The organism is Burkholderia sp. AU32262 (genome assembly GCF_020419985.1).
Lineage (GTDB): Bacteria > Pseudomonadota > Gammaproteobacteria > Burkholderiales > Burkholderiaceae > Burkholderia > Burkholderia semiarida.
Genome location: NZ_JAIZRS010000002.1, coordinates 31,516 through 57,903, shown reverse-complemented (window position 1 = coordinate 57,903; position 26,388 = coordinate 31,516). Strand labels below are relative to the sequence as shown.

The 26,388-nt window shown below is 67.0% G+C and carries 14 protein-coding genes; 9 read left to right on the top strand and 5 right to left on the bottom strand.

Annotated features, from left to right (window positions below):
- Nucleotides 1-5: 5 nt before the first annotated feature.
- On the bottom strand, nt 6-632 hold the full coding sequence (locus LGN10_RS01880; protein ID WP_059580281.1) for a LysE family translocator: 627 nt from the start codon (nt 630-632) through the stop codon (nt 6-8).
- A 164-nt stretch (nt 633-796) separates the two neighbouring features.
- Here LGN10_RS01880 and LGN10_RS01875 point away from each other — a divergent pair, with 164 nt between their 5' ends.
- The 3 genes from LGN10_RS01875 (at nt 797) to LGN10_RS01865 (ending at nt 3,236) form a co-directional block, all read left to right on the top strand.
- On the top strand, nt 797-1,597 hold the full coding sequence (locus LGN10_RS01875; RefSeq protein WP_060311554.1) for an AraC family transcriptional regulator: 801 nt from the start codon (nt 797-799) through the stop codon (nt 1,595-1,597).
- A 116-nt stretch (nt 1,598-1,713) separates the two neighbouring features.
- A complete protein-coding gene (locus LGN10_RS01870; protein ID WP_226221434.1) occupies nt 1,714-2,133 on the top strand; it encodes an ATP--cob(I)alamin adenosyltransferase in 420 nt (139 codons plus the stop codon).
- A 101-nt stretch (nt 2,134-2,234) separates the two neighbouring features.
- A complete protein-coding gene (locus LGN10_RS01865) occupies nt 2,235-3,236 on the top strand; it encodes a LysR family transcriptional regulator (protein ID WP_226221432.1) in 1,002 nt (333 codons plus the stop codon).
- Between the two features lie 24 nt (nt 3,237-3,260).
- Here the strand turns inward: LGN10_RS01865 and LGN10_RS01860 are convergent, their stop codons facing one another.
- The 3 genes from LGN10_RS01860 to LGN10_RS01850 all read right to left on the bottom strand — a co-directional run bounded on the left by LGN10_RS01860 (nt 3,261) and on the right by LGN10_RS01850 (nt 6,228).
- Entirely contained in the window at nt 3,261-4,532 is a 1,272-nt protein-coding gene (locus LGN10_RS01860; RefSeq protein WP_226221430.1) for a type II toxin-antitoxin system HipA family toxin, read from the bottom strand.
- On the bottom strand, nt 4,529-5,050 hold the full coding sequence (locus tag LGN10_RS01855) for a helix-turn-helix domain-containing protein (protein ID WP_059580292.1): 522 nt from the start codon (nt 5,048-5,050) through the stop codon (nt 4,529-4,531). The genes LGN10_RS01860 and LGN10_RS01855 overlap by 4 nt, the downstream gene beginning before the upstream one ends.
- A gap of 257 nt (nt 5,051-5,307) precedes the next feature.
- Nucleotides 5,308-6,228, bottom strand: coding sequence for a LysR substrate-binding domain-containing protein (locus tag LGN10_RS01850; protein WP_104012975.1), 921 nt, complete (start codon nt 6,226-6,228; stop codon nt 5,308-5,310).
- 108 nt (nt 6,229-6,336) lie between these two features.
- On the opposite strand from LGN10_RS01850, the gene LGN10_RS01845 reads away from it, so the two are divergent.
- Both LGN10_RS01845 and LGN10_RS01840 read left to right on the top strand, forming a co-directional pair.
- Nucleotides 6,337-7,419, top strand: a complete 1,083-nt coding sequence (locus tag LGN10_RS01845) for a tartrate dehydrogenase (protein ID WP_226221428.1) — start codon at nt 6,337-6,339, stop codon at nt 7,417-7,419.
- Nucleotides 7,420-7,595: 176 nt separating this feature from the next.
- Entirely contained in the window at nt 7,596-8,906 is a 1,311-nt protein-coding gene (locus tag LGN10_RS01840; RefSeq protein ID WP_089465431.1) for an MFS transporter, read from the top strand.
- Here LGN10_RS01840 and LGN10_RS01835 read toward each other — a convergent pair.
- Nucleotides 8,900-9,403, bottom strand: coding sequence for a shikimate kinase (locus tag LGN10_RS01835; RefSeq protein WP_089465432.1), 504 nt, complete (start codon nt 9,401-9,403; stop codon nt 8,900-8,902). The two genes, LGN10_RS01840 and LGN10_RS01835, sit on opposite strands and share 7 nt — an antisense overlap.
- A 244-nt stretch (nt 9,404-9,647) precedes the next feature.
- Here LGN10_RS01835 and LGN10_RS01830 point away from each other — a divergent pair, with 244 nt between their 5' ends.
- The 4 genes from LGN10_RS01830 (at nt 9,648) to LGN10_RS01815 (ending at nt 26,377) form a co-directional block, all read left to right on the top strand.
- On the top strand, nt 9,648-11,786 hold the full coding sequence (locus tag LGN10_RS01830; protein ID WP_226221425.1) for a filamentous hemagglutinin N-terminal domain-containing protein: 2,139 nt from the start codon (nt 9,648-9,650) through the stop codon (nt 11,784-11,786).
- Nucleotides 11,786-13,612, top strand: coding sequence for a ShlB/FhaC/HecB family hemolysin secretion/activation protein (locus tag LGN10_RS01825; protein WP_226221424.1), 1,827 nt, complete (start codon nt 11,786-11,788; stop codon nt 13,610-13,612). The genes LGN10_RS01830 and LGN10_RS01825 overlap by 1 nt, the downstream gene beginning before the upstream one ends.
- A gap of 11 nt (nt 13,613-13,623) precedes the next feature.
- Nucleotides 13,624-14,544, top strand: a complete 921-nt coding sequence (locus LGN10_RS01820) for a peptidyl-prolyl cis-trans isomerase (RefSeq protein WP_124860827.1) — start codon at nt 13,624-13,626, stop codon at nt 14,542-14,544.
- A gap of 163 nt (nt 14,545-14,707) precedes the next feature.
- Nucleotides 14,708-26,377 (top strand): filamentous hemagglutinin N-terminal domain-containing protein, encoded by an 11,670-nt coding sequence (locus tag LGN10_RS01815; protein WP_226221423.1) that lies wholly within the window; start codon nt 14,708-14,710, stop codon nt 26,375-26,377.
- The last annotated feature ends 11 nt before the right edge of the window (nt 26,378-26,388 follow it).

Below are 26,388 nucleotides of genomic sequence, written 5' to 3'. Positions count from 1 at the left end.
GCCCATCAGCGCTGCTGCACGGCCACGCGCAGCCCGAGCGCGATGAAGATCGAGCCGATGATCCTGCCCTGCCAGCGCGTGAGCCACGTGAGCCGCTTCACGATGCGGCCGAGCGGGCGGATCGAGCACGCGATCAGCGTCGTGTAGAGCGAACTGAGCACGACGAAGATCAGCCCGAGCACCGCGAACTGCACGAACGTCGAGCCGCGCTCCGGATGCACGAATTGCGGCATGAACGCGAGAAAGAACAGCGCGGTTTTCGGATTCAGCACTTCGGCGGGAATCGCCTGCAAGTACGCGTTGAGCGGCGTGACGGCCGCCACCCGCGGCAGCGACGGATCGGACGGCTTCTCCAGCAGCGCGCGCACGCCGAGATAGATCAGGTACGCGGCGCCGATCAGCTTCACGATGTTGAACGCGAGCGCCGACGTCATCAGCAGCGCGGACAGCCCGACGGCCGCGAACAGCGTATGCACGAAGTCGCCGCTCGCGACGCCGAGGCCGGTCAGGATGCCGGTCGTGCGCCCGCCCTGCACGGTGCGGCTCAGCACGAGCAGCACGGCGGGGCCGGGGATCAGGAACAGGCCCAGAACGACGGCCGTGAAGGTGGTCAGCGTGGTCAGGTCGAACATGGCGGCTCCGGCGGGTTGGCGCGGCGGCAAGGGGATCGGCGCATTGTATTCGGTTCGGCGCGCGGCCGCTGACGCCCCCGAACGGCGCGGCTGCGCCGGCGCCTTTCTGGTATAAGCACGACAGGACGCACCGGCGTCCGGCCTTTTTCACAGCCTATCGTTTCATGCGCGACCTTCCATCGATCACCGATCCCGCCGCGGACACCGACGTCGATCACGTGCCGCGTCCGCTCGTCGTGTTCGGCGGCTCCGTCGTCGAGCCCGAATGGCGGCTGGAGCGGCACAGCCATCGCCAGGCGCAACTGCTCTACACGCTGACCGGCGTCGTCTATTGCGAGATCGACGGCGGCGTGTGGACCGCGCCGCCGCAATGCACGGTCTGGATTCCCGGCGATGTCGCGCATGCGGCGCGCGGCTCGGCCGGCGCGACCTTCTACGCGGTGCTGGTCGAACCCGACGCGGCGCTCGACTTGCCCAAGCGCTGCTGCACGCTGGGCATGTCGCCGCTGTTGCGCGAGCTGCTGCTGAAGGCGGCCAGTTTTCCGAACCTGTACGACGTCGACGGGCCGCAAGGGCGGCTGGTCGCGACGCTGCTCGACGAGCTCGTCGCGGCGCCGGTCGAGGACCTGTACCTGCCGATGCCGGCCGACCGCCGGCTGCGCAAGCTGATCGACCATCTGCTCGACGATCCGGCCGACAAGTCGCCGCTGCCCGAGCTCGCGCGGCGTGCGGGCATCAGCGAGCGCAGCCTGACGCGGCTCGCGACGAAGGAGCTCGGAATGAGCCTCGGCGACTGGCGCCGTCGGCTGCACGTCGCGCTGTCGCTGCGGATGCTGACGACCGGCCGCCGCGTGCACCAGATCGCGATCGATCTCGGCTACGAGAGCGCAAGCAGCTTCGTCACGATGTTCCGCAAGGCGACCGGCAAGCCGCCGACGCAATTCCTCACCGATCGGCAGCGCTGAACCGCCGGGCCGCACCCGCCCGTTTGGCCGGATTGAAAAAGCAGTTGGCCGGGACGAGAAATGACGCACGCGGTCTCGATCCATAAAATGAGAATCGTTCTCATCTGGAGGTCGACATGCAAATCGTCACGACTGAATTCCCGTTTGTCTGGCTGCGTTACAGCGGCTCGACCCACACCGATCCCGCCCGCCTGATTGCCGAACTCGACGCACTGCTCGCGCGCCGCGAACGCTTCGTTCTTCTGACCGACGATGCGCCGTCCGGCGACGATCGCGCCGATAACGATCACGAGATGCGCAAGCAGCTCGCGAAGTGGAGCAAGGCCAACCGTGCGCTGTCGCGCGAACGGATCCCCGGGATGATCGCGATCGAGCCCGATGCGGCGCGGCGCGTGGCGCTCAATGCCTTTTCGGGCGCCTTCGAGAAGGTCTGGGGTTATCCGCTGAACGCGGCGGCGAGCCGCGACGACGCGCTGGCGCTCGCGCAACGGCTGCTCGCCGAACCGGCGCCCGGCGTCGAGGCGGCGAACGCCTGACCCGGCGGCCGCGCCGCTCGCGCGGCTTGCGTCGACATCGACACGTGCGCGCGGTGCGCGAACGCGCGCCGCGGCCTGTCGCAACCCCGTAGAGGTGTCCGGTGGACAATCCGATCCGCGCGATGCGCATCTTCACGCGCATCGTCGAAATGAACAGCTTTACCCGCGCCGCGCAGGCGCTCGGCATCTCGCGCGCCACCGCGACGCGCACCGTGCAGGAGCTCGAAGCGGCGCTCGGCATGCCGCTGCTGGTGCGCACGACGCGCGCGTTGCGGGCCACGCCCGAAGGCGACGCGTATTACCGGCGCTGCGTCAGCATCACCGCGGACGTCGACGAGCTCGAAGCCAGCATTCGCGGCGCCGCGGTGCATCCGAGCGGGCCGCTGCGCGTGGAATTGCCGGCGTCGGTGGCGGGCGCGATCGTGCTGCCGGCGCTCGGCGAATTCCATGTGCGGCATCCCGATCTCGAACTGATGCTCGCCGTGGCCGGGCGTGCGGGCGATCGCATCGGCGACGCGATCGACTGCAGTATCCGGCTCGGAGCGCTGCCCGATTCGTCGCTCGTCGCGCGCCGGCTCGGCTCGCTCGAGCGCGTGACGTGCGCGAGCCCCGCGTATCTCGACCGCTTCGGCGTGCCGCGCACGCCCGACGATCTGGGCGGGCATCGCGCGGTAGGCGGGTCGCACGTCTTCGGCCAGCGTCCGGCCGAGCTCGAGTTCGCGGTGGACGACGCGGTGCGCAAGGTGCGGCTCGACGGTATCGTCGGCGTGGATGACGAGCAGGCGTATCTCGCCTGCGGCGTGCACGGCCTCGGGCTGATCCAGCCGACGCGCGTCGCCGCGCAGGCGCTGATCGACGCGGGGCGGTTGCGGGAAGTGCTGGCGCGCTGGCAGCCCGATGCGCTGGCCGTGTCGGTCGTCTACGTGAAGCGCCCGCATGTGTCGCCCGGCGTGCGCGCGTTCGTCGACTGGATCGCCGAGCGTTTCGTGCAGGCCGGACACGAGCAGGCAGGGCTGGCGGCGGCGGGGGTGGTGGGGTGGCGGCCGGCGCCGGGTGCAGTCGTTACCCCCGATCGCTACGGCGGGCTGGTGGCGGTGGCGTGACGGCGGGATGCGGACGGAAAATCCTCAAGCGGTTGCGAGGCGGAACGCGCTGGCCATCCGATCCTGTTCCCGAGCCGGCAGCGCGAGTCGCGTCGCGAGCGTTCTCCATTGACTGACGACACCACGGAAGTCGTCGATGATCTCGTCGGCATCGCTCAGACCGAGCCGAAAGAATTCGCAGACTTCACGGGCAAGCTCGAGGTTCAGCGCGTTGTCGGCTTCCGTGATATTGAGCTTGAGGCCGTCGGCGATCGCGACCGGATTCATGTCATAAGCCGCGGAGAGCCGCCAGCCCTTACCCGGTGCCAGAATGAATCCGTGATTGCGAAGATGGTCGTCGGTATTCGATACGAGAAGATTGAAGACGATCCGCGCCCAAAGTTCTCGCAGGTCGACATTCGGTTGCGCACCATGTTGTATGACGACTTCCGCCAGTTCGAGATAGCTGACGTCGGTGGAGGCATCGTCGCCGTCGACGTGACCGGTCATGGTCATCGCCGAGGCAAAATGCAGGCGCCGTCCATCGGCCGTCCGGTCGAAGCGACGGACAAGGAAGCAATGATGGTCGCTGGCGAACTTTCGTGCCTCGGCTTGGGCGACATTCAGGCCGCAGCCGACCGCGAGCGCATTGACGACCATTTCCCAACCGCCTACGTCGTAATCGTCTCTTGCGCTGGGGAACTTCGCGATATACAGACGCCCCTGATCGTCGGCCACGCTTGCTTTCGGTCGTGCACCGCCGAGCGAGCCGCCAGGTGCGATGAGCATCGAGAGCCAGTCGCGGCCGTCCGGGGCAATGTTGTCGACATCCTCTTCCAGCGCCCGACTGACGCGTTCCAGTTCACGGATTTCCGCGAATGGCGGCGCGGCGAGATCAACGCGGTCGTCGAGAAACTCTCCTTCGTCGTCGAGCTTGTAACGCAGGGCGCCGACGCGGTAGAGATCGTGGACGCCCAGCAGGTAATCCGATTCACGGAGCCGAGTGCCCTTCGGTCGAAGGCCTGCACGAATGTCTCGCTCCAGCCGACGGTCCATCAGCATGCGCCCCCACCGATCGGGGCTGGAATCGGCGAACGCACCGAACGAGTCTCGCGGCGGAGGTGGATATTGCGGTCCTGCGAAGAGGCCGATGCCGGGATCGAGCTGAACCCGGGCGAGTTCGGGAGCGCTCAAGGCGGTTGCGTCGTACTGGAATTCGAAACGTTCGCTTGCCCGCGTCTGTCGGCTGTGCAGAAGGCCGAGTTTCCGGGGAGCGGGCAGGCTGCTCCAGTCTGCGTAAACAGAGATGGTCGTCATTTCTCGCGAGATTTCCCCAGGTGTTTGCTCGCTGGCTTCAACAGCGCGGCCAGTTCCGCGGCCGTCGTACCGCGATGGTGGTCGGGCGCCGGGATGCTGGACGCCGATCCCGGTGCTTTCCTGGCGGGGGCCGGGGCCGGGGGCGTGGTCGTGGTGGCACGATCGCGCCGATCAGGTATGCGTGGCGACTCGGCGGACGACCGCAGGGCAACTCGTTTCACGGATCGCGGTTTGACGAGGCGAGCGTCTTGAAGCTGGCGGCCGAACGAGTCCGCTGCGGCCAGCTTCTCCAGATCGCCCTGGAGGCCCAGTACTTGCATGACGGCAAGATAGGCGCCGATCGTGACCCCCGAACCGCCTCCCTCCAGCGAGCGAAGTGTCATCGGCGACATTCCCGCGCGTTCAGCGACCTGCTTGGCCGTCAGTTTCCGGCGCAGACGCGCGAGCTTGAGCCGCTCGCCGAATTCGACGAGCAACCGACTGGATGCGGGCAAGAGAGGGGCGGTTTTCTTTGCCATGATGGCGCTAATATTTCAGTTTTTTCGGTGCAATAGAGCTAAAATAATAGCACTTTAGCGCAGCGTGTCAGTGACTTTCGTCGAGGCGCTGCGCTGGTTTATGTAAATATTTTGGCTCTACGATGCGAGATTTGCCAGAATATTGACTCCATCGCTTGGCGGCCATACGCTCGGACGCGTGTCGTGAGCCGAAAAGCCGTGTACTCGCCCCGGCATCGCTTACCGATGCCTGGCCCGCAGCGGGCGTAACCGACGCCCTACGTCGCCTTCGGCCGCCCCAATTCTTCCGCCAGGAAATCGACGAACGCGCGAATCCGCGTGGACATCTGGTGACGCTGCGCATACACCGCGTAGATGTCGGCACCCGGCGTTTCATGGTCGGGCAGCACGACGACCAGCCGCCCGTCGGCGAGATAGTCGCGCAGGTCCCATTCCGCGCGCATCAGGATCCCGTGCCCGTCGAGCGCCCACTTCACCGCGATCTCGCCGTCGTTCGTCGTCAGGTTGCCGTTGATCCGCACGGCCTCCGTGTGGCGGGCCGCGCCGCGCCCGGTCGTCAGGCGCCACACGCCGTAACCTTCGTCGCCCTGCCGGATGCCGATGCAGTTGTGTCTCGTCAGGTCGTGCGGCGTGCCGGGTGTCCCATGCCGCGCCAGATAGGCGGGCGCCGCGCACAGCAGCCGACGGTTCGGTGCGAGCCGCCGCGCGACGACGCGCGTGTCGGGCGGCTCGCCGAAGCGGATGCACACGTCGAACGTGTCGTCGGTGAGCGGCGGCGGCATCACCGACAACTGCAACTGCACCGACACCTCCGGATAGCGCGCGACGAAGCGCGAGATCGCCGGGCCGACGTGGCTGCGCCCGAACCCGAGCGTCGCGTTCACGCGCAGCAGGCCTTTCGGCCGCTGCTTCGCGCTGCCGAGCAGTTCGCCGAGTTCATCCATCTGGTCGAGGATTCGCCGTGCGTATTCGAGATACACGTCGCCTTCGGGCGTCAGCATCATCCGCCGCGTCGTGCGATTGACGAGCGTCACGCCCGCGCGCCGCTCCATCTGCGTGAGCCGCTTGCTGACGGCCGCCGCGGTCAGCCCGAGCTCGCGCGCGGCCGCGCTCAGGCTGCCCGACGCGGCCAGCGTCGAGAAGAAGCCGAGATCGGCCGGCTGAACGGTATCCGCCATGACGAGATTCGTGAATTGAAGTTAAAGATGCTTTGAGTATAGCCACGGTTTCTGCACTGCCGGTTCGGTAAAGTGCGTTCACGCTCACGACCAATCGAGGATGTCCGCATGAAGACCTACCGTATCGCAACGATTCCCGGCGACGGCATCGGCAAGGAGGTGGTGCCTGCGGCCAAGCAGGTGCTGGAAGCGCTGGCCCGCGGCAGCGACCGCTTTGCGTTCGAGTTCGAGGATTTCGACTGGGGCGCCGATTACTACCGTCGGCACGGCGCGATGATGCCGGCCGACGGCCTCGACGCGCTGCGCGGCAAGGACGCGATCCTGTTCGGTTCCGCGGGCGACCCGGACGTGCCCGATCACGTGACGCTGTGGGGCCTGCGCCTGAAGATCTGCCAGGGCTTAGACCAGTACGCGAACGTGCGCCCGACGCGCATCCTGCCGGGCATCGATGCACCGCTGAAGCGCTGCGGGCCGGACGACCTGAACTGGGTGATCGTGCGCGAGAACTCGGAAGGCGAATACGCGGGCGTCGGCGGTCGCGTGCACCAGGGCCATCCGATCGAGGCCGCGACCGACGTGTCGATCCTCACGCGCGCCGGCGTCGAACGCATCATGCGCTTCGCGTTCCGGCTCGCGCAGTCGCGGCCGCGCAAGCTGCTGACCGTGATCACGAAGAGCAACGCGCAGCGGCACGCGATGGTGATGTGGGACGAGATTGCGAAACAGATTGCGCAGGAATTTCCCGACGTGGCGTGGGACAAGGAACTCGTCGATGCGGCGACCGCGCGCATGGTCAACCGCCCGGCGTCGCTCGACACGATCGTCGCGACCAACCTGCACGCGGACATCCTCAGCGATCTCGCCGCCGCGCTCGCGGGCAGCCTCGGCATCGCGCCGACCGGCAACATCGATCCGGAGCGCCGCTATCCGTCGATGTTCGAGCCGATCCACGGCTCCGCGTTCGACATCATGGGCAAGGGGCTCGCGAATCCGGTCGGCGCGTTCTGGTCGGTCGTGATGCTGCTCGAGCATCTCGGCGAGACGGCAGCCGCCGCGCGCGTGATGCACGCGATCGAGGCCGTGACGGCCAACCCGTCGCTGCATACGCGCGACCTCGGCGGCAGCGCGACGACCGCGCAGGTGACGTTGGCCGTCTGCGAGCGCGTCGCGCACGCGGCCGCCGCGGCCTGACGGCGGCGAGGCGGTGTGGCGCTGACGGCCGCGCCTGCGCGCAGCCGAGCGTCGCGCGTTCGCTTCACTCAGGCATTTTCTGCCCGCGACTCGCGCATCCGACGCGAGCCGGGCGCCGGCCGGCGCCGCGGTCCACCGACCGACGGCGCACGGCCCGACCTCGAAGGAGGAGACACATGCAAGCAGATCTGGAAACCCGCGTCGCGCGGAAGCTGATGTGGCGCATCATTCCGTTCGTGATGCTGCTTTACTTCGTCAGCTTTCTCGATCGCGTCAACGTGGGCTTTGCCGCGATGACGATGAACAAGGCGATCGGCCTGTCGCCCACCGCGTTCGGATTCGGCGGCGGCCTGTTCTTCATCGGCTATTTTCTGTTCGAAGTGCCAAGCAACCTGATTCTCCATCGCGTCGGCGCGCGCATCTGGATCGCGCGCGTGATGATCACGTGGGGGATCGTGTCGGCCGTATCCGCGTTCGTGACCGGGCCGACGAGCTTCTACGTGCTGCGCTTTCTGCTGGGCATGGCCGAAGCCGGCTTTTTCCCCGGCATCATCCTGTACCTGAGCCTGTGGTTTCCCGCGAAGCAGCGCGCGGTGGCCGCCGCGTGGTTCATGGCGGCCGCGCCGATCTCGACCGCGATCGGTTCGCCGCTGTCGGGCGCGATCATGCAGATGCCGCCGATGTTCGGGCTTGCCGACTGGCAGATGCTGTACATCGTCGAAGCGCTGCCGGCGGTCGCGCTCGGCTTCGTCGTGCTGAAGTACCTGACCGATGCGCCGTCGCAGGCCGCGTGGCTGCGGTCCGACGAGCGCGACTGGCTGATCGCGAAGCTGAAGGCGGAGGCGGACGCGCGCCACACGCACGCCGGGCATACGGCCGGCGCGTGGCAGGCGCTGCGCGATCCGCGCGTGCTGGCGCTCGCGCTGATCTACTTCGGCACGTCGGCCGGACTGTACACGCTCGGGTTGTGGGCGCCGCTGATGATCAGGCAGTTCGGCTTCAGCGCGGTGCAAACGGGCCTGCTGACCGGCATTCCGAGCATGGCCGCCGTGGTCGCGATGATCGTGTGGGCGCGGCATTCGGATCGCACCGGCGAGCGCACATGGCACGTCGCGATTCCGTGCGTGCTCGCGTGCATCGGCTTCGTGTTCGCGGGGCAGGCGAGCACCGCGCTGCCGACCGTGCTCGCGCTGGTCGTCGTCAACGTCGGGATCAGCGCCGCGAAGGCGCCGCTGTGGGCGATGCCGAGCGCGTTCCTGTCGGGGGCCGGCGCGGCGGCGGGCATCGCGATGATCAACTCGATCGGCAATCTCGGCGGCTTCGTCGGGCCGTTCGCGATCGGCTGGCTCAAGCATGCGACGGGCGGGTATGCGGCGGGGCTGTATGTGGTTGCGGGGACGCTCGCGGTATCGGCGGTGGTCACGCTGATGCTGAGCCGCAAGGGGGCGCGCGAGCAGATCGTGTCCGGCATACAGCGGCATCACTGAGCGCGGCGAGCGATCTCCGTCGCGCACACGTCGGGCGATGCGTTCGACGTATCGATCACGCAATCGCTGAACCTGCGCGACGCATACCCTTCCCGATACATCTCGGCGATCCGTTGCCGCTCCCAGTCCGTCAGCGCACGCGTGCCGCGATTCGATGCCGCGACCGCTTCGGGCGGCGCGAGCGTGACGACGAACAATCGCGCATCGCGCGCAGCGCACGCCGTGCGCAGCCGCTCGAATTCCGCTTCGCCGATCGGATAGGCGATCACGAGGTGGCGTTCGCGCGCTTGCGCGATCTGCGCGACGAGCCGCTCCAGCGCGATGGCCCATTGCACGTCGAACGGCGCGGATTCGGGCGCGTCGTGATCGTCGCCGTCGATGAAGCGCGCATCGGGCAGCACGCGTGCGAGTGCGCGACCGATCGTCGTCTTGCCGCTGTTGATCGGGCCGTTCAGATGGATGACGGTGAGCGGCGTGTTCGTCGATGTAGAGAGCATGAGGCGCGAGATTGACTGAATGCTTTCATTGTGCCTCGATGCGAAATGAATTTGTAATATCCAGTCCGAACGAATTAGAAAAATTATTCGATAAAGCGCCCTAAAGAAAGTCGTGGCCCCGCCGTTACTCTTCCTCGGTATCTCAAAAAAGTATGACGAAAGCAGTACGACCACACGACCAAAAAACCGAGGGCGCACGGCCGGCGAAGCCGTGCGCGGGATCAGAATGGGATGCACCGATTCAATGGGGCGCGCAGGCACCGGGGGCTGGCGCGCGCTGTGCCTTTGCCTTGCCGTAACCGGACTGCTGCCGCATTGCGCCGCCGCCGCGGGGATCGTCCCGGACGGCGGCACGCCCACGAGCGTGTCGGTCGGGCCGAATGGCCGGCAGTTCGTCAATCTTGCGCCGGCGGTCGCCGGCGTATCGAGCAACACGTATTCGTCGTTCAACGTGACGACCGCCGGCGCGACGCTGAACAACGCCGGCATCAACGCGCGCACGATCGTCAACCAGGTGACGAGCACCAACCGCAGCCTGATCGAAGGCGAGATCGCGGTGGCGGGGCCGCGCGCGAACGTCGTGCTCGCGAACCCGAACGGCATCACGGTCAACGGCGGATCGTTCGTCAATACAGGGCACGTCGCGCTGTCCACCGGCAACGTGAGCTTCAACGACCTGCAGATCGCCCCCGGCGTGATCCAGCGCAACATCGTGCTCGATACGTCGACCGGCACGATCGTCGTCGGTCCGGGCGGCCTGGCCGGCGCGCTGATCGGGCTCGATCTGATCGCGAAGAACATCGTCGTCGACGGCGCGATCGACAACACGTTTTCGTCGGCGACGGCCGGTGTGCGCCTGCTGGCCGGCCGCAGCCGTGTCGAGCTGAACACGGGGCTGTCGCCGAACGACAACGCGAACGACTGGCTCTCGCGTACCGCGACGACCCAGCCGGACACCGCGTCGTCCTACGCGATCGACATCACTGCCGCAGGCAGCGTGACGAGCGGGCGCGTGCAGTTGATCGTCACGGACCGTGGCCCCGGCGTGCGCAGCGCCGGCGCGATGAATGCGTCGCTCGGGGATTTCACGCTGGCGTCGAACGGCAACGTCGAGATGTCCCATGCGAAGGTCGACGTCGCGCGAGATCTCGACGTTGCCGTGCAGGGCGGCATCACGCTGACCGGTACCGACATGAAGGCGAAGGGCGGCCACGCGAACGTGTCGGCAGCCGATGCGATCGCGTTGACGGGCAGCAGCCTGATGGCGTCGGGCAGCGTGAAGCTGAACGGCGCGGGCATCGCGCTGAATCCCGACGATGCGATGAAGGGCGCGACCGTGGCATCGTCGCAAAGCGGCGTGGTGCTCAAGAGCGCGGCGGACATCGTGAATGTCGGGTCGCTCGTGCAAGGGCAGACCGCGATCGACGCTGACCCGGATTCGATGGGCGCGGTGACGCTGAACGCGGCGGGCCGCATCCGGAACGAGTCGTTGCCGCAGACGCGGCTCGGCATCCTGTTCGGCGTTCAGGGCGACGTGTCGCTGACCGCGGGCGCCGATGTCGTCAACCGGAATGCACGGATCCTGTCGAACCAGAGCATTTCGATCGCTGCGGGCGGAGACCTGCAGAACATCGTCGACCACAGCACCGGCGTGCAGAACGGCGCGGTGGTCGGCTTCTCCGAGCAGGGCGGCCGCTTCCTGTTCTTCAAGCATCGTAGCGACGGCTTCACCGTCGACTATGGCGCGCTGGCCGATGCATCGAAACTCGCGTACATCACGGCCGACGCGGGCAACGTGACCGTGCGCGCCGCGAACGTGACGAATATCGGCGGATCGATCCTGTCGAATGGCGGCGCGATCGATATCGCCGCGCGCGAAAACATTCTCACGCAAGCCGTTTTCACCGGGCAGGCAGCGTACCGGCGCTCGTGCTTCGTGTTCTGCCGCGCGAGCGCATCGTCGAACGTGCAGGCGTTCGGCGGCGTGATCGAGGCCAAGGCCGACATCCAGCTGAAAGCCGGTACGCAGATCACGAACACGGGCGGAACCGTGCTCGCGCTCGGCGCATTGACGCTCGACGCACCGAAAACGCTCGCGCAGGGCGTACCGGGCTACACGGTGGTCAATCGCGACCACGACCTGAAAGCGTGGTTCGGCAATCGCTGGGCGGCAATCTATGCAGCCGACACGGGCGGCGTGTTCACCGGAGGAACCGGCAAGGTGCGCCTGACCGGCGAGGCCGACATCGACGGCGGCGCGTACAGCGCGCCCGAAGGTGTGCTCGCGGCGCGCGGCATCGTGACGATCCGGCCGCCTCATCGCGATCTCGTGACGATCGGCAACCGCAATCACATGGGCCTCGTGTCGTGGTTCGGCCTGTGATGTCGCAGACGGACCACCGCATCGCCGCCGCGCTCGCGTTGACGCTCGGCGCGATGTCGCCGTGCGCGCACGCACAGCTCGCGGGCGCACCGCCGGCCGGCGCACCGCCGGGCCTCGGCGCGCTTCCGGCCGGGTTCGCGGTGCCGCGTGCGGAGCAGGATCCCGCGCAGCGCCTGCTGCAGGAGCAGCGCGACCGGCAGCGCCGCGACGAGCTCGCGCAACCGCCGGCGCAGATCGCGGTGCCCGAGCAGCCGGCGATGCCCGACCTGCCGCCGGGCGCCGACGTCGACACGTTGCCGGACGTCGCGCCGACGTTCCCGATCGAGCGGATCGAATTCACCGGCGACGCGATCCTCGGGCAGCCCGAACTGGACCGTATCGCGGCGCCGTTCATCGGCAAGCAACTCGGGCGCAACCGGATCAATCTGCTGCTGCGCCGGCTGACCGAAGCGTTCATTTCGCGGGGCTACATCACGACGCGTGCGTACCTCGGGCCGCAGAATCTTGCGTCCGGCACGCTGAAGATCAACCTCGTCCCCGGTCGCGTGGCCGCGTTGACGTTGAACGGCAAGCCGCTGAGGCCGCGCGATCCCGACGAGAAGTGGTACGACGTGCGCGGCGGCGGGCTGCTGACCGAAGCCGGCACCGCCTGGGCGTTCGCGAGCACGCCGGGCGACGTGCTGCGCCTGCCCGATCTGGAGCAGGGCGTCGATCAGATCAACCGGTTGCGGCGCAATCAAGCCGAAATCCGGATTCTCCCCGGCGAAGCGCCGGGCGATTCGATCGTTGCGATCTCGAACCGCTATGGCGATCGTCTTCATTACGATTTCGGCATCGACAACTACGGCAGCTCGCAGACCGGCAGGACGCGCTATCGCGCCGGTGTCGAAGCCGACAACGTGATCGGACTGCAGGAATCGCTGTCGTTCAGCTACGTCGGGACGACCGACACGAACGCGGTCGTGTTGTCGGCGGCGGTGCCGTACGGGTATCAAACTTTTAGCTACACGGCGTCGATGTCCGAGTACCAGCAGGCGATCGGCGACGTCGCGCTGCTCGCGGGGCGCACGTTCAGCCAGATGCTCGGCTGGAACGACGTGCTGGTGCGGTCGCCGCGCGGGCGCATGAGCGTCGACGTCACGCTCAACAAGCTGCGCACCGAGCGCGACCTCAACGGCATTCCGTTGTCGCCGCAGAACCTGACGGTGCTGCGGGTCGCGCTGAACGGGCTGTCCCGCTTCGTCATGCGCGATCAGGGCGCGGCCGCGACCTGGGATGTCGGCGTGTCGCGGGGGCTGCCCTGGCTGGCGGCCAACCACGATGCGTCGGACATCGGCATCGACGACGCGCACAGCCAGTTCACCAAGCTCGATGCCACCGGCACGCTGCAGTTCACGCTCGGCAATCTCGCCGGTTCCCTGTGGGCGTATCGCGGCACGCTGCGCGCGCAGTACAGCCGCGTCGCGCTGTTCGGCAACGAGCAGATCTTTCTGGGCGGCATGGGTTCGGTCCGCGGGTTTACCGAAGGCGGGATCGCGGGCGACAGCGGCGCATTCGTGCGCAACGAGCTGGCCTGGCAGAACGTGCCGGCGTGGCACGACGCGCGCATCGAACCCTACGTGTTTCTGGACGGCGGCAAGACGCACCTGAACGCACAGGGCGGCTGGCCGTCGCTCGTCGGCACGGGTGTCGGCACGCGCGCGCAATGGCGTTTGAAAGGCGGAACCCTGTCGGCCGAAGTGCTGGTCGGGCAGGCGCTCGCGCAACCGGCCGCACTCGGCAAGAAGGCCAGCGTGTTGCTGGCCACACTCAACTGGACGGACTGATGGAGAACTTCATGAATCGCCTGTCGAACGGTCGCGAGATCGCGATGCAATCCAACCTGTCGGCGCGTATTCGCAAGATCGGCGTCACGCTCGTCGCGGCGACGCTGTGCGCCGCTGTCGCTTCGCCCGCGTATGCGGTTCCCAAGGCGTCGAAGAAACCCGCCGATGCAGCCGCCGCGATGCCGGCCGATGCGATCGCGAGCGTGAACGGCGTGCCGATTCCGCAAGCGCAGGTCGACGAAGCCGTGCGCGCGTCGAAGGCGCCCGATACGCCGGCGCTTCGCGCGGCGCTGAAGAACCAGCTGATCGCGCGCGAGTTGTTTCGACAGGCGGCGCTCAAGCAGCACTACGACACGAAGCCGCAGGTCGTGGCCGCCGTCGAGCAGGCGAAGGCGCTCGCGATGACGCAGGCGTACCTGCGCGATCAGATCAAGCCGGCACCCGTCACGGACGCGGACGTCAAGGCGCGCTACGACGCGGTCGTCGCGACGCTCGGCGAGAACGAATACAAGCCGAGCGTGATTGCCGTCAACGACGCGGACACCGCCAGGCAGATCCTCGCGCGGCTCAAGAAAGGCGAGGACTTCGGCGGCCTCGCGCGACAGTTCAGCAAGGGGCCGGCCGCGGCGCAGGGTGGCGCGCTGAACTGGATCTCGTTCAAGACGCCGATCGAGGCAGGCCACACGCAGAACTGGCCGCAGCCGCTTGCCGAAGCGCTCGTGAAACTGCCGCAGGGCGGCATGACGCGCGAGCCCGTGCAGGTCGGCGATGCGTACTGGATCGTGCGGGCCGACGACAAGCGGCCGACGCAGGTGCCGCCGTTCGACCAGGCGAAGGACACGCTGCGCCAGCAACTCGAGCAGGTCGCGATGGAGAAGGCGACCGCGCAGGTCGTTGCGGATCTGATCCGCAACGCGCGGATCCAGCAGTAGGCGGCAAGCAGCAGGTAGCAAGCAGCACGTAGCAGCGTCGGGCAGCCACCCGGCGAACACGCAAGCGATGCCGGGCGGGGAAACCCGGCATCGCGCGGCGCCACGGTCGGAGATCGGCTGACGGCGTCGTCGCGGGGCCATCGAACGAAGCGAACAACAGAAGATGAACACGTCCAAGCGTAAGACCTTGCAGCAGCTTGCCGCCGCCGGCGCGGCGCGAATCGGCGCACGTGCGCAGTCGGCGGCAGGTGCGCCGCGATGCTTCGCGGTCGAGCCGGCCGCGCGATCGTACCGCTGGTGGCAGCGTGCGACGAGCGCGCTCGTCGCATTGACGATGTTCATCGGGCCGATCACGGTCACCGTCGAGCAGTGCCGCGATGCGGCCGGCGTGCTCGGCGCGGGCAATCGCCGTGTCGACGACGACGCATGGCAGCGGTTGCTCGATCTCGCGTCGCTGCGCGTGCGATTCTCGATGCAGCTCGCGGCTGCCGCGCCGATCACGGACCCCACGGCGCCGATCTCGTTTCAGCCGGCCATCACGCAGTCGACCGGCGCGGGCGGCGGCGTGCCCGTCGTCAATATCACCGCGCCGAACGCGGCCGGCATTTCGCTGAACCAGTATCAGCAATTCAACATCGATCCGGTCGGGCTGATCCTGAACAACAGCCTGATGTCGGGCACGTCGCTGACGGGCGGCAACGTACAGGCCAACCCGAACCTGAACGGCCGCACGGCGAGCGTGATCGTCAACCAGGTCACGTCGACCGGCAATGCCTACGCGAGCTTGCTGAACGGTCCGCTCGAAGTGTTCGGTGCACCCGCGGCCGTCGTGATCGCGAACCCGAACGGAATCACGACGCGCGGCACCGGCTTTACCAACACGATCGGCGTGACGTTGTCGACCGGCGCGCCGCAGTTCCTCAGTGGCGTCGGCGGCAGCGCGACCGACTTCGCGAACGCGAAGGCGCTCGGCTACAACGTGACCGGCGGTCACCTGCAGATCGAAGGCAATGCCGGCGTCAACGGGCCCGGCGCGGGGATCGAGGGGACCGTGGGCACGATCGACCTGATCGGCGAGACGATCGGTATCAACGCGCCGCTCTATGCGGGCACGCGCATCAACGTGATCGCCGGGCGTCAGTTCGTGACGCCGGCCGCCGTCGATGCGTACGGCACCACGTACGGCACGGCGTCGAACGGCTCGGACAACTCCGCCGCGGCGATCAATGCCGCGAACGGCGGCGCGAATCGTTCGCTCGCGATCGACGCGACCGCGTTCGGCGCGATGACGGCGGGGCAGATCCAGGTCGTCAGCACCGCGGCGGGGATGGGCGTAAGGGCCGACGCGCAGCTCGCCGCGAATGCGGGCGACTTGCTGCTATCGGCGAACGGCGACGTGTCGGTCGCGGGTTCGGCCGCGCAGCAGCAGGCGACGGTTCATAGCGCCGGCAACGTGTCGATGACCGGTGCGCACATCGGGGTCGGCGGTTACGCGATCGATGCGAACGGCGACGTGACGTCGACCGGATCGATCCAGTCCGGCGGCAAGCTGGCGGTGGCGGCAGGCGGCAACGTGAACGTCGCGAATGCACAGGCGCACGGCGACATGACGGTCGCCGGCGGCACGAACGTAACGCTCGGCGACGTACAGGGCGGCGGTGCGTTGGCCGTTACCGCACGCGGCACCGACGGCACGGGCGACGTGAACCTGAACGGCACGTCGGTCGTGACCGGCGCAACGACCGTGCTGGCGGCCCGCGACGTCAACGTGAACGGGCAGACGAACAGCGGCACGCTGCGCGCGACCGCGCAACGTGATGCGACGGTCAACGCGGCGCTGCAGACGTCCGGTGCGCTGGCGTTGACGGCGACGCAGGGCAACGTCGCCACGCATGCGACGGTGAAGAGCGGTGGCGATCTGGCGCTGACGTCCGGACAGGACACCGTCGTCGCGTCGCAGGCGACCGCGCAGAACGCCGTCAGCGTGCAGGCGGGGCGCGACCTGAGCGTAAGCGGTTCACTCGCGAGCGGAACGACGTTTGCCGCCGATATCGCGCGCGACGCGTCGGTCGGCGGCTCGCTGATGGTCGGGACCGACGCGCGCGTGGATGCAGGGCGCAACGTCGATACGTCCGGCGTCGTGATCGTCCAGCGCAATGGATCACTGAGCGCACGCAACGACATCACGGGAAGCGGCTCGATCGCGTTCGGCCAGAACGGCGCGCTGAATGCCGCGCACGACGTCGCGCTGACCGGCAAGCTGCTCGCCAATGGCCTGCAGGTCGACGCAGGCAACAGCGCGAGCCTCGCGACGGTCCAGGCGGGCGGCGCATTCGGTGTGACGGCGAACGGCAGCGCCGGCGGCGGCGACGTCGTATTCAACGGCAACGCGGCCGCGCTCGGCGCCGCCGACGTGCACGCGTCGCGCGACGTCGTCGTGAACGGCACGCTCGCCGGCGGCGCGCAGGTCGCGCTTGCCGCGCAGCGCAACGTGATCGTCGGCGGCAGCGGCACCGTGCAGGCGGTCGGCGATCTGGCGATGACGGCGGCCAGCGGCAGCGTCGCGTCGGCCGGCACGTTGAACGGCGCGGGCGCGCTGACGGTGCAGGGCGCGCAGGATGTGTCGCTGACCGGCGCGACCACTGTAACCGGCGACGTGACCGCGACGGCCGGCCGGGATCTCACGATCGGCGGCGCGTTGGCGGGGCAGGGCGTCGCGACGCTCACGGCCGCGCGCGACATCGTCGCCGGCGGCACCAGCGGCTTCGCGCAGGACGCGACGTTGAGCGCCGGGCGCGATATCGGCGTGACCGGTGCGTTCCAGGGGCGCGCCGTCTCGATGACGGCAGCCGGTTCGATCGCGCTGAACGACGTGCAGGCCAACGCGGGGCTTCAGCTCGCGACCCGCACGGGCGACGTTTCGATCGGCGGCAACGTGAATTCGCTGACGAACGGGGTGATCGACGCGGCGCGCGACGTGATCGTCAACGGCACGCTGCGCACGGCGAGCGGCCTCGTCATCGGCGGCGGCCGCAATACGTCGATCGGCGGGACGGTCCAGTCGAACGGCGACGTCGCGCTGACGAATGCGGTCGGCTCGCTGACCAGCACCGGCAATATCCAGTCGGGCGGCAACCTGTCGGTGACGGCCGCGCAGTCCGTGGATCTGGGTGCGCAATCGACGTCGTCGCTCGGCAACCTGACCGTGGACGCGGGCCGCGACCTGACGATGAACGGCTCCGTCGTCGCACAGGGCAACGGCACGCTGAACGCCGGCGGCGCGATAGGCGGCGCGGCCGCCATTGCGTTCGGGCTCGCGGCGAACGTCGGTTCCGGCGGCGATACGACTCTCACCGGTTCGCTGCGCGGCGGCAACGTGCGGACGACGGCGGGCGGTTCGGCCACGCTGCACGACGTGCAGGCGGCGTCGACGCTCGCGCTCGATGCGGCGACCGACCTGAGCGTGACCGGTGCGGTGACGGGCGGCGCGGACGTGGCGCTGGCCGCGGCGCGCAATATCGACATCGGCGGTTCGTTGCAGTCGGCCGGCAACACGTCGCTGCTCGCGACCGGCGGCAGCATCGGATCGACGGGGGCGATCGCGAGCAATGGCGCGTTCGATGCGCAGGCAGGCAGTGACATCAACCTCGGCGGCAAGACGACCGTGTCGCGCGACACGACGCTCGCGGCCGGACGCGACGTCAACGTCAGCGGGTTGCTGGCCGGGCAGGGACAAGGCGTCGTCAATGCGGCGCGCGACATCGTCGGCGCAGGCACGTTGACGTTCGGTCAGCAGGCGACGCTCGACGCCGGGCGCGACGTCGCGCAGCGCGGCCTGATCCAGGGACAGTCGGTCAGCGTGACGGCGGCCGGCAACGCGGCCGTGAACAACGTCGAGTCGACCGGCACGATCGCGCTGCGCGCGAACGGTACGAACACCGCAACGGGCGCAGGCGATCTGCGCATCGACGGTTCGGTCGCCGCCGCGGGCGCGATCACGGCGTTCGCGCAGAACGATGTCGCGATCGGCGGCAAGGCCGCGAGCGGTTCGACGGTTGGCGTGACCGCGCAGCGGGACATCGCCGTGAGCGGCGCGATCGAGTCGGTCGGCGATACGGCGCTGGCCGCGCGGCAAGGCAGCCTCAACGCAACCGGCGGCATCAACAGCGGCGGCAAGCTCGCCATCGCGACCGGCCTCGACCTGTCGCTCGGCGCGAGCACCAGCGCGATCGGCGACGCGACGCTGACGGCCGGCCGCGACGCCACGCTGAACGGCACGATGGTCGGACAGGCCAACGGCACGGTGACGGCCGCGCGCGACATCGACGGCGGCGGCAAGCAGGCGTTTGCCGCGACCGCGAACTATGCGGCGCAGCATGACGTCGCGCTGACCGGCGGCATGCAGGCGGCGGCGATCACGGTGACGGGCGGGAACAACGCGACGTTGCACGATGTGTCGTCGTCGACCACGTTGACGCTGACGGCGAACGGCAACGCCGGCGAAGGCGATGCGGGCGTCACGGGGGCGGCGTCCGCGCAGGGAGCGGCGAACGTGACGGGCGCGCGGGATGTGTCGATCAGCGGCACGCTCGGCAGCGGCGGAGCGCTTGCATTGGCAGCGCAACGCAACGTGGCGGCGAGCGGCGGCGTGGAGTCGAACGGCGATCTGACGGCAACCGCCGCGAACGGCAGCGTCGTGCTCACTGGGGCGACCACGGCCGCGGGCGCGTTCAACGTCATGTCCGCGCTCGATACGCAGCTCGGCGGCCAGATCGCGGTGGCGAAGTCGACGAACGTGCAGGCCGGTCGCGATATCGCGTTGACGGGGGCACTCGCGGGTCAACGCGACGGCACGCTGAGCGCGGGGCACGACATCAACGGTGCAGGCTCCGCGGCATTCGCCCAGGCGACGACGCTCGATGCCGCGCACGACGTCGCGCTGACGGGCGCGCTGCAAGCGGCGGCCATCAACGTGACGGGCGGCAACAATGCGGGACTCGGCACGATCCAGGCCGTCAGCGGCAATCTCGACGTCATCGCCAAGGGCGCTGCCGGCGGCGGCGATGTGACGATCGGCGGGGCGGCCACCGCGTTCGGCGCGATGCAGTTGCAAGCCGCACGGGACACTTCCGTTGCGGGCGCAATCAACACCGGCGGCACGACGACGATCAATGCGGCGCGCAGTGTCGCGCTTTCGGCCGTCAATTCGGCCGGCGATCTCGCCGTAACCGCTTCGGGCGGCAACGCGAGCGCGACGAGCCTGACGACGCAGGGCAACCTGAACGTCGTTGCGGCACAGGACATCGCGGTGACCGGGCAGAGTGTCGCGGGCGGCAATGCTTCGCTGAACGCGGGCCGCGACATGACGCTCGCAGGCGTTGGCGCGCAGCAAAGCGGCACGTTGACGGCGGGCGGCTCGGTGAATGCCGGCGCGATCGCGTTCGCGCACCAGGCGAACGTCAACGCGGGCGGCAATATTGCGGTAACGGGCAACGTCGCGACCAACGGCGATCTCGCGATGACCGCCGGCAACGACTTGTCGGTCGGCTCGGTCCAGGCGGGCGGCGCAATCGGATTGCAGGCGCAGGGCCGCAACGGCGCCGGCGACGTGATGGTGAACGGCGCGGTGACGTCGGGCACCGCGACGACGATTACGGCCGCGCGCGATGCGGGTATCGGTGCGGCATCCAGCGGCGGTGCGCTGAACGTGACGGCCGGGCGCACCCTCGGTGTCGCGGGCGGGATCAATTCGACCGGCGACGCGACGCTGACCGCGACGGCGGGCAATCTCGGCGTCGGCGGCGCGGTCGTGTCGACCGGCAATCTCCGGGCCAATGCGGGCGGCGGCCTCGCGCTGCTTTCCGGCGGGCTCGTGAACGGCGATACGGCGTTGACGTCGGGCGGCGCGATGACGCTCGGCGGCGCGCTGTTCGGTCTCGGGGCCGCGACTATCGACGCGGGCGGTGCGCTCGGCGGCGGCGCGGCACTGACGTACGGCAAGGACATCACCGTCAATGCCAGAAACAGCATCACGCTCGGCGCGATTCAGGGCGCCGGCAAGTTGACGGCGGTGTCCGGCGGCGATATGTCGCTCGGTGCGACCACCGCGGTCGGCGACGTGTCGGCAAAGTCGACCGCCGGCAGCGTGTCCTTCGGCGGGTTGTTGCAGTCGGGCGGCAACGTCGTGGTACAGGCCGCGAACAACGTGTCGCTCGCGGGCGGCGTGGGTTCGATGGGCACGGTCGACATCAACGGCATCGGCGGCAACGTGTCGGTCGCGGGCGTGTCGGCGAACGGCGACGCGACGCTGCATGCGGGGCAAACCGTCGCGTTGACCGGCAACAGCATCGTGGCCGGGCAACTGGGTGTGTCGGGCGGCAACGTCACGCTGAGCGGTTCGGCCGTCGGATCGAAGAACGTGACCGTTTCCGCGCAGGGAACGGTCGATGCCGGCAATGCATCGCTCGTGGCATCGCAGAACCTGCAAGTGAACGGCTCGAACGTGACGCTCGGCAACGCGACGGTCGGCGGCGCGCTTACCGCGCAGGCGTCGAACCAGCTCACGCTGGCGGGCGGCAAGGCGGTGAACGTCGTCGGCAACGCGACGCTGACTTCGCAGAACGGGCTGTACAACGCCGCGAACGTGCTGGCCGGATCGCTCAACGTGTCGGCGCCGAGCCTGACGAACGCGGCCGGTGCGTCGCTCGCGTCGATCGGCACGACGACGATCAATGCATCGAGCTTCGCGAACGCCGGACTGGTGAACGGGACGACGACGAACGTCACCGTCGGGGGCGCGCTGACGAACGTGGGCGGCTCGCTGATGGCGGTGAACGCGCTCAACGTCAATACCGGTACGCTGAACAACCAGAACGGGATCGTTTTTGCCGGCAACCCGAAGGCCGCGACCGGTGCGACCGGCGACGTGTCGCTGACGATCAATGGCGGCAATGGCGCGTTCTACAACGCGGGCGGACAGTTGCTCGCGCAACGGAACATGGGGATCAGCGCGGTCAACATGGCGTTCGATCCGTCGCAGGGGACGATCAGCCAGGGCGGCAATCTGTCCATCACGGCCGGGTACGTGAGTGTCGGCGGCACGTGGAATTACGGCGGGCAGAGCGTTTCGCTGACGGGGCTGAACGGGATCACGAACGACGGCACGATCACCGGGACGTCGCCGTTGACGCTGACGGCCGGTGGCAGCTTCGAGAATCACGGGCAGGTTACCGGGTCGGATGTGACGTTCAACGGCACGCTGAATAATGCGGCCGGGGCGGTGATGCATGCAGATAACGCGTTGACGCTGAACGGCGATACGACGAACCGCGGGACGGTTGAGGCGGGGAACGTTCTCAACGTCAATGGTGGCAACTACGACAACCAGGGCGCGACGACGCAGTCGAAGGGGGATGCGGTGTTTCGCTTGGGTGGGACGCTGCAGAACACGGGTGGATCGATCTTTGCGCAGCGGAATGTCGATATTTCGGCGGCATCGGTCGTGAACGATCAGACGGCCCCGGGTGTCGCTACTACGACGACGCGGGACGTTGTCGATCCCGAGTTGCTATGGTCGGGGGCGGTAGGGACGAAGACCGAGTGGCAGTTGCAGCGTGTTCCGGCGCCGGGCGACAGCGGTGGATATTATGTGCCCAGCCCGCATACCGTCAGCGCGACCCTGGGAGATCTTCTTTCGCCATCCGGGTTGTCGACGGACTCTGCCAATCGGCAGTGTGCCGGTTTGGACCGGTGCTTTATCGTGGGTACACAGCCCGCGGCTGGTTCTGGAGCTATCACGTTTGGCCAGTACAACGCGTACCTGGGAACAGGGAACGCCATTGATAGCGCTGCTCCCAGATGGGCGATCGAAACGGGCGCGACGGCGCCTTCTTCCACTACGCAGACCTTCACGCTGCCGACTGTTCACGAAACGGTCACAAGCCAGCAGGCTGGTACTTCGGGCGTCATTTCCGCAGGAAATTCGATTTCGCTCACGGCATCGTCTCTCTCGAACCGAGGCGGTCAGATTGCGGCGCAGGGCGATATACGGCTGAATGTCCAATGGCTGGACAACAGTGCAGTAGCGCCTACACTCGTCAATCAAACGGTTCGGCAAGTCGATCAAGCACAGTACACGGCGTTCCTGACGCAGCTCAATGACACACTGGCGAAAACGGGATCGCAGAGTGCATGGCTCGGCGGGATGTACAGCACTTTTGGCCCGGTATTCGTGAAGGGGTCGGGCAGCCCGTCGGATGGTTTGCCGGTAACGACTTTTAAAATTGCGGTCAACAGTATTGCCCCAACGTCCACTGGGACCCTGAGCTCGTCTACACCGACCGGCATGATTGCGGCCGGAAATGACCTGTCAGTGGGCGGCGGAAATCTCGTCAACTCGGGCCTGCTTTACGCAGGCAACAATGTCGCGATTACATCGGGTACCCTGACCAACCAGGGGGGCAACCAGCAGAACTATTCGAGCCAGGTCGGCTGCGCCTCCGGCGTGCCGAACTCCGCCTGCGGCAACGCAGGCCAACCGCGCGGCAACAACCCGACCACGACGACGTTCGGCTACAGCCAGAACGATGCTACGATCTATGCCGGCCACGATCTCGTGATCGCGGCCGGCCAGATCAACAATACGTACGGCAACCTGCTCGCGGGCCACGACATCGTCATCGGCGGTGTCGGCACGACCGCGAGCTCGACCACGCCCGCACAGAGCCTGAACAACACCTCCGGCAACATCGTCGCGGGCAACGACATCAAGCTCAACGTATCGGGCGCGATCACCAACAATCTGCCGCCGCCCGTGCCGGTACACGAGAACTACGGCAAGCACGAGCAATACTCGGGCTGCATGACAGCCGGCGGCTACAAGGAAAGCTACTGCGAGGGTTATGTCGACCAGCAGTCGGGCAGCTCGTCGGTGATCAGCGCGGGCAACAACCTGCAGATCAACGCGGGCAGCCTGACGAACATCGGCAGCCTGATCGCCGCGGGTAACAACGCGACGATCGCCGTCGCAGGCCCCGTCGTGAACGAGGCGCAGGTGCTGAACGCCTACTGGCACTCGCATTGGGTGCAGGAAACCGGCATGTTCAGCAGCGACAAGCGTCACGACATCTGGGCGTGCGGCACGCCTGAGCAGTGCAAGGCGCTGTACGGGAGCGCATACACGAGCACGGGCGGCACCATCGATCCGCCGACGCCGGTCGGCAACATCGCGGCGACCATTCAGGCGCCGAACCTGTCGATCTCGTCGAACGGACAGATTCAGAACGTCGGCAACGTGATCGGCACGTACGTGTCGCTGACGGGCCAGAAGCTGATCAACGGGATCACGACCGCCAATACCTACACGCCGCGTGTCAATGCGCCGTCGCAGGTCATTTCGCTGAGCCCGGTGGACTTGCCGGGGCTGAATCTGTCGGTGCCGCGCGCGGTCGGTACTGGCAAGCTGCCGACACCGGTCGCGGGCGCTGCGTCTTACGTCGACGCGTCGCTCGGCGGTTCCGTGCTCGGCTCGCTCGGGCCGCAGGACTTGCTGAACAACTTGCCGTCGGCGCTGCAGCCATCGTCGACGCTGTTCTATTACAACCCGCAGGAAGAGGACCTGCTGTTGCAGCAGGCGGCGCTGAAGCAGACCGGCAAGTCGAGCTTCGTCGATGGCCTGACGTACGACAACAAGAAAAACCTGTCGGTGACGGCGCAGGAAAAGATGTACCTGTACCAGAACGCGGTCGATTACTCGAAGGCGCACGACCTGCAACTGGGCGCGGCGCTGACGCAGGAGCAGATCAACACGCTCGACAAGCCGATGCTGTGGTACGTCGAGCAGACGGTGCCGGACCCGTCGTGTCATGCGACGGGAGTGGCAACGTGCCCGACGATTACTGCGCTGATGCCGCAGGTGTATCTGCCGCAGGACACGCAGGCGCTGTCGGCGGGCGGCAACATCTCCGGACAGGATGTCACGCTCAAGTTCGATCAGGACGGTAACGGCAGCATTCTCAATACGGGGAGCATCACCGCGTCGGGGACGCTGAGCGTCGACACGCACACGCTGACGAACCAGGCGAATCAGGTCAACGTCGGCGAGATCTGGCAGAAGGTCGATGGCGGGTATCTGAACACGACCGGGACGGTGGTGCAGCCGGGCGGGTTCATGAGCGCGGCGAACATGGAGTTGAATGTTCAGGCGCTCAATCAGATCGGTGGAGCGCTGCAGAAGCTCAACGCGGATGGCACGGTGGACGCGGCGGCGACACAGGCCATGCTCGCGTCGCTGCAACAGCAGCTCGGCGGGGACTTCGCGCAGCAGACGCTGAGCGACCATCTGCATTCGGAGTTCGTGAAGCAGGGCGGATTTGGCCCGGATCAGCTTTTCTCGATGGCGGCGGCGGTGGCGCTGTCCGCGATGGGGATGCCTGTCGTGGCAGCCATGGTGTCGTCCGCTATGAACCAGGCGTTCAGCGACCAAGGTTTCAGCCTCGGGGAGGTTCTCAAGGCCGGTGCGGTTGCTTATGTGACGCAGGGATTGATGGAAGGATTGGACCTCAACAAGTTGCCGATGCAGGCGATCGGAAACAAAATCGCCGCGAATACGATCACCTCGCAGGAGTTTCTTCAGGGAGCGTTTGAAATCGCAGGACGGGGGTTGGTATCGGCCACCGTTGATACCGTCGCGTATGGGGGCAGCTTCGGGGCCGCGGTGAAAGGAAGCGTCATTAGCGATCTGGCAGCGATTGCGGCGAGTACTGTCGGCCAATTGGATTTTGACAAATTCTTTGGCGAAGGTGGGCTGGGCAAGATCGGATATGTGACTGCGCATGCTGCACTCGGATGTGCTGCGAGTGCAGCTAGCGGCACCGGCTGCGCGGGTGGGGCGATTGGTGGGGCCACGAGTGCGTTGATTGCGCCTTTGGTGCGGGACGGCCTGTACGACGGTTCGGAAACGGTCACGACGACGGATAACGGCAATGGCACGTTCACGCAGACGACGAGCTACAACAACAAGGCGTTTAATGCGATCACTGACGGGATTTCGGCTGTCAGTGGCGGCCTGACGGCAGCACTAGCAGGCGCGAATGCTGGCGCGGGTGCGACATGGGCTGCGAATGAAGCCGTGAACAACGCGACTTCGCAAAAATCTGTCGTTCAGACGTTCCTCCAGACCAGTGCGATTACTCTGTACGGACTGATGCCGTGGCTGCCGGGAAATCCAGTCACCGAGGCAGCAGGGAACGGCATTCTCTCGAGAGCGAAAGATCTGGTCAATCAGGGGTCATCGTCCAATGGACCTAATACTCCACCAACGGGAGCCGTGGCAGTATGTGAGTTTCCGATCTGCACCATGTCGCCAGCACCTGGTGGACCTAGCGGTCCTCCGAACGTGTCATTGTCGAAAGGCAGTGATAATGGGGAAAGCGAGTTGCAGGGCGGTACCAGTGGTTCCGGATCAGGATCCGCTAGCAATGGTAGTTCAACAAGCAATGCGTTTGGACGATCTGCTGCAAGTGAGCAAATCGTGAGCGAAATAGGTGCGCAAAATGTCGATGTGTCATACCCCGCTCCGCTTACTAAGCGCAGTGCGATTCAGATAGAGGTGAATATGCCCCAGAGTGAAGCGATTGCAAATCTCCAGGCAAGCGGATATACCTTATCTACTAGTAAGGATGGCACGGTAAGTATGCTTTCAAAAGGGAATGTAAAGTACACCTTTTATCCTGCCAGTACTGGAAACGGTATTGTTGGTGCCAATAGTGGTGTCCCGTCGGCGTCTGTTACAGTGGGCGGCCAAGCAACAAAGATCAGATTTAGCGCAAAATGATTGGGGATGTC

What these genes read in the sequence shown, in the direction of transcription:
- LGN10_RS01875 (WP_060311554.1), top strand. Translation starts at nt 797, where the DNA reads ATGCGCGACCTTCCATCGATCACCGATCCCGCCGCGGACACCGACGTC.
- LGN10_RS01825 (WP_226221424.1), top strand. Translation starts at nt 11,786, where the DNA reads ATGTCGCAGACGGACCACCGCATCGCCGCCGCGCTCGCGTTGACGCTC.
- LGN10_RS01840 (WP_089465431.1), top strand. Translation starts at nt 7,596, where the DNA reads ATGCAAGCAGATCTGGAAACCCGCGTCGCGCGGAAGCTGATGTGGCGC.
- LGN10_RS01830 (WP_226221425.1), top strand. Translation starts at nt 9,648, where the DNA reads ATGGGGCGCGCAGGCACCGGGGGCTGGCGCGCGCTGTGCCTTTGCCTT.
- LGN10_RS01855 (WP_059580292.1), bottom strand. Translation starts at nt 5,050, where the DNA reads ATGGCAAAGAAAACCGCCCCTCTCTTGCCCGCATCCAGTCGGTTGCTC.
- LGN10_RS01845 (WP_226221428.1), top strand. Translation starts at nt 6,337, where the DNA reads ATGAAGACCTACCGTATCGCAACGATTCCCGGCGACGGCATCGGCAAG.
- LGN10_RS01870 (WP_226221434.1), top strand. Translation starts at nt 1,714, where the DNA reads ATGCAAATCGTCACGACTGAATTCCCGTTTGTCTGGCTGCGTTACAGC.
- LGN10_RS01880 (WP_059580281.1), bottom strand. Translation starts at nt 632, where the DNA reads ATGTTCGACCTGACCACGCTGACCACCTTCACGGCCGTCGTTCTGGGC.
- LGN10_RS01815 (WP_226221423.1), top strand. Translation starts at nt 14,708, where the DNA reads ATGAACACGTCCAAGCGTAAGACCTTGCAGCAGCTTGCCGCCGCCGGC.
- LGN10_RS01835 (WP_089465432.1), bottom strand. Translation starts at nt 9,403, where the DNA reads ATGCTCTCTACATCGACGAACACGCCGCTCACCGTCATCCATCTGAAC.
- LGN10_RS01860 (WP_226221430.1), bottom strand. Translation starts at nt 4,532, where the DNA reads ATGACGACCATCTCTGTTTACGCAGACTGGAGCAGCCTGCCCGCTCCC.
- LGN10_RS01850 (WP_104012975.1), bottom strand. Translation starts at nt 6,228, where the DNA reads ATGGCGGATACCGTTCAGCCGGCCGATCTCGGCTTCTTCTCGACGCTG.
- LGN10_RS01820 (WP_124860827.1), top strand. Translation starts at nt 13,624, where the DNA reads ATGAATCGCCTGTCGAACGGTCGCGAGATCGCGATGCAATCCAACCTG.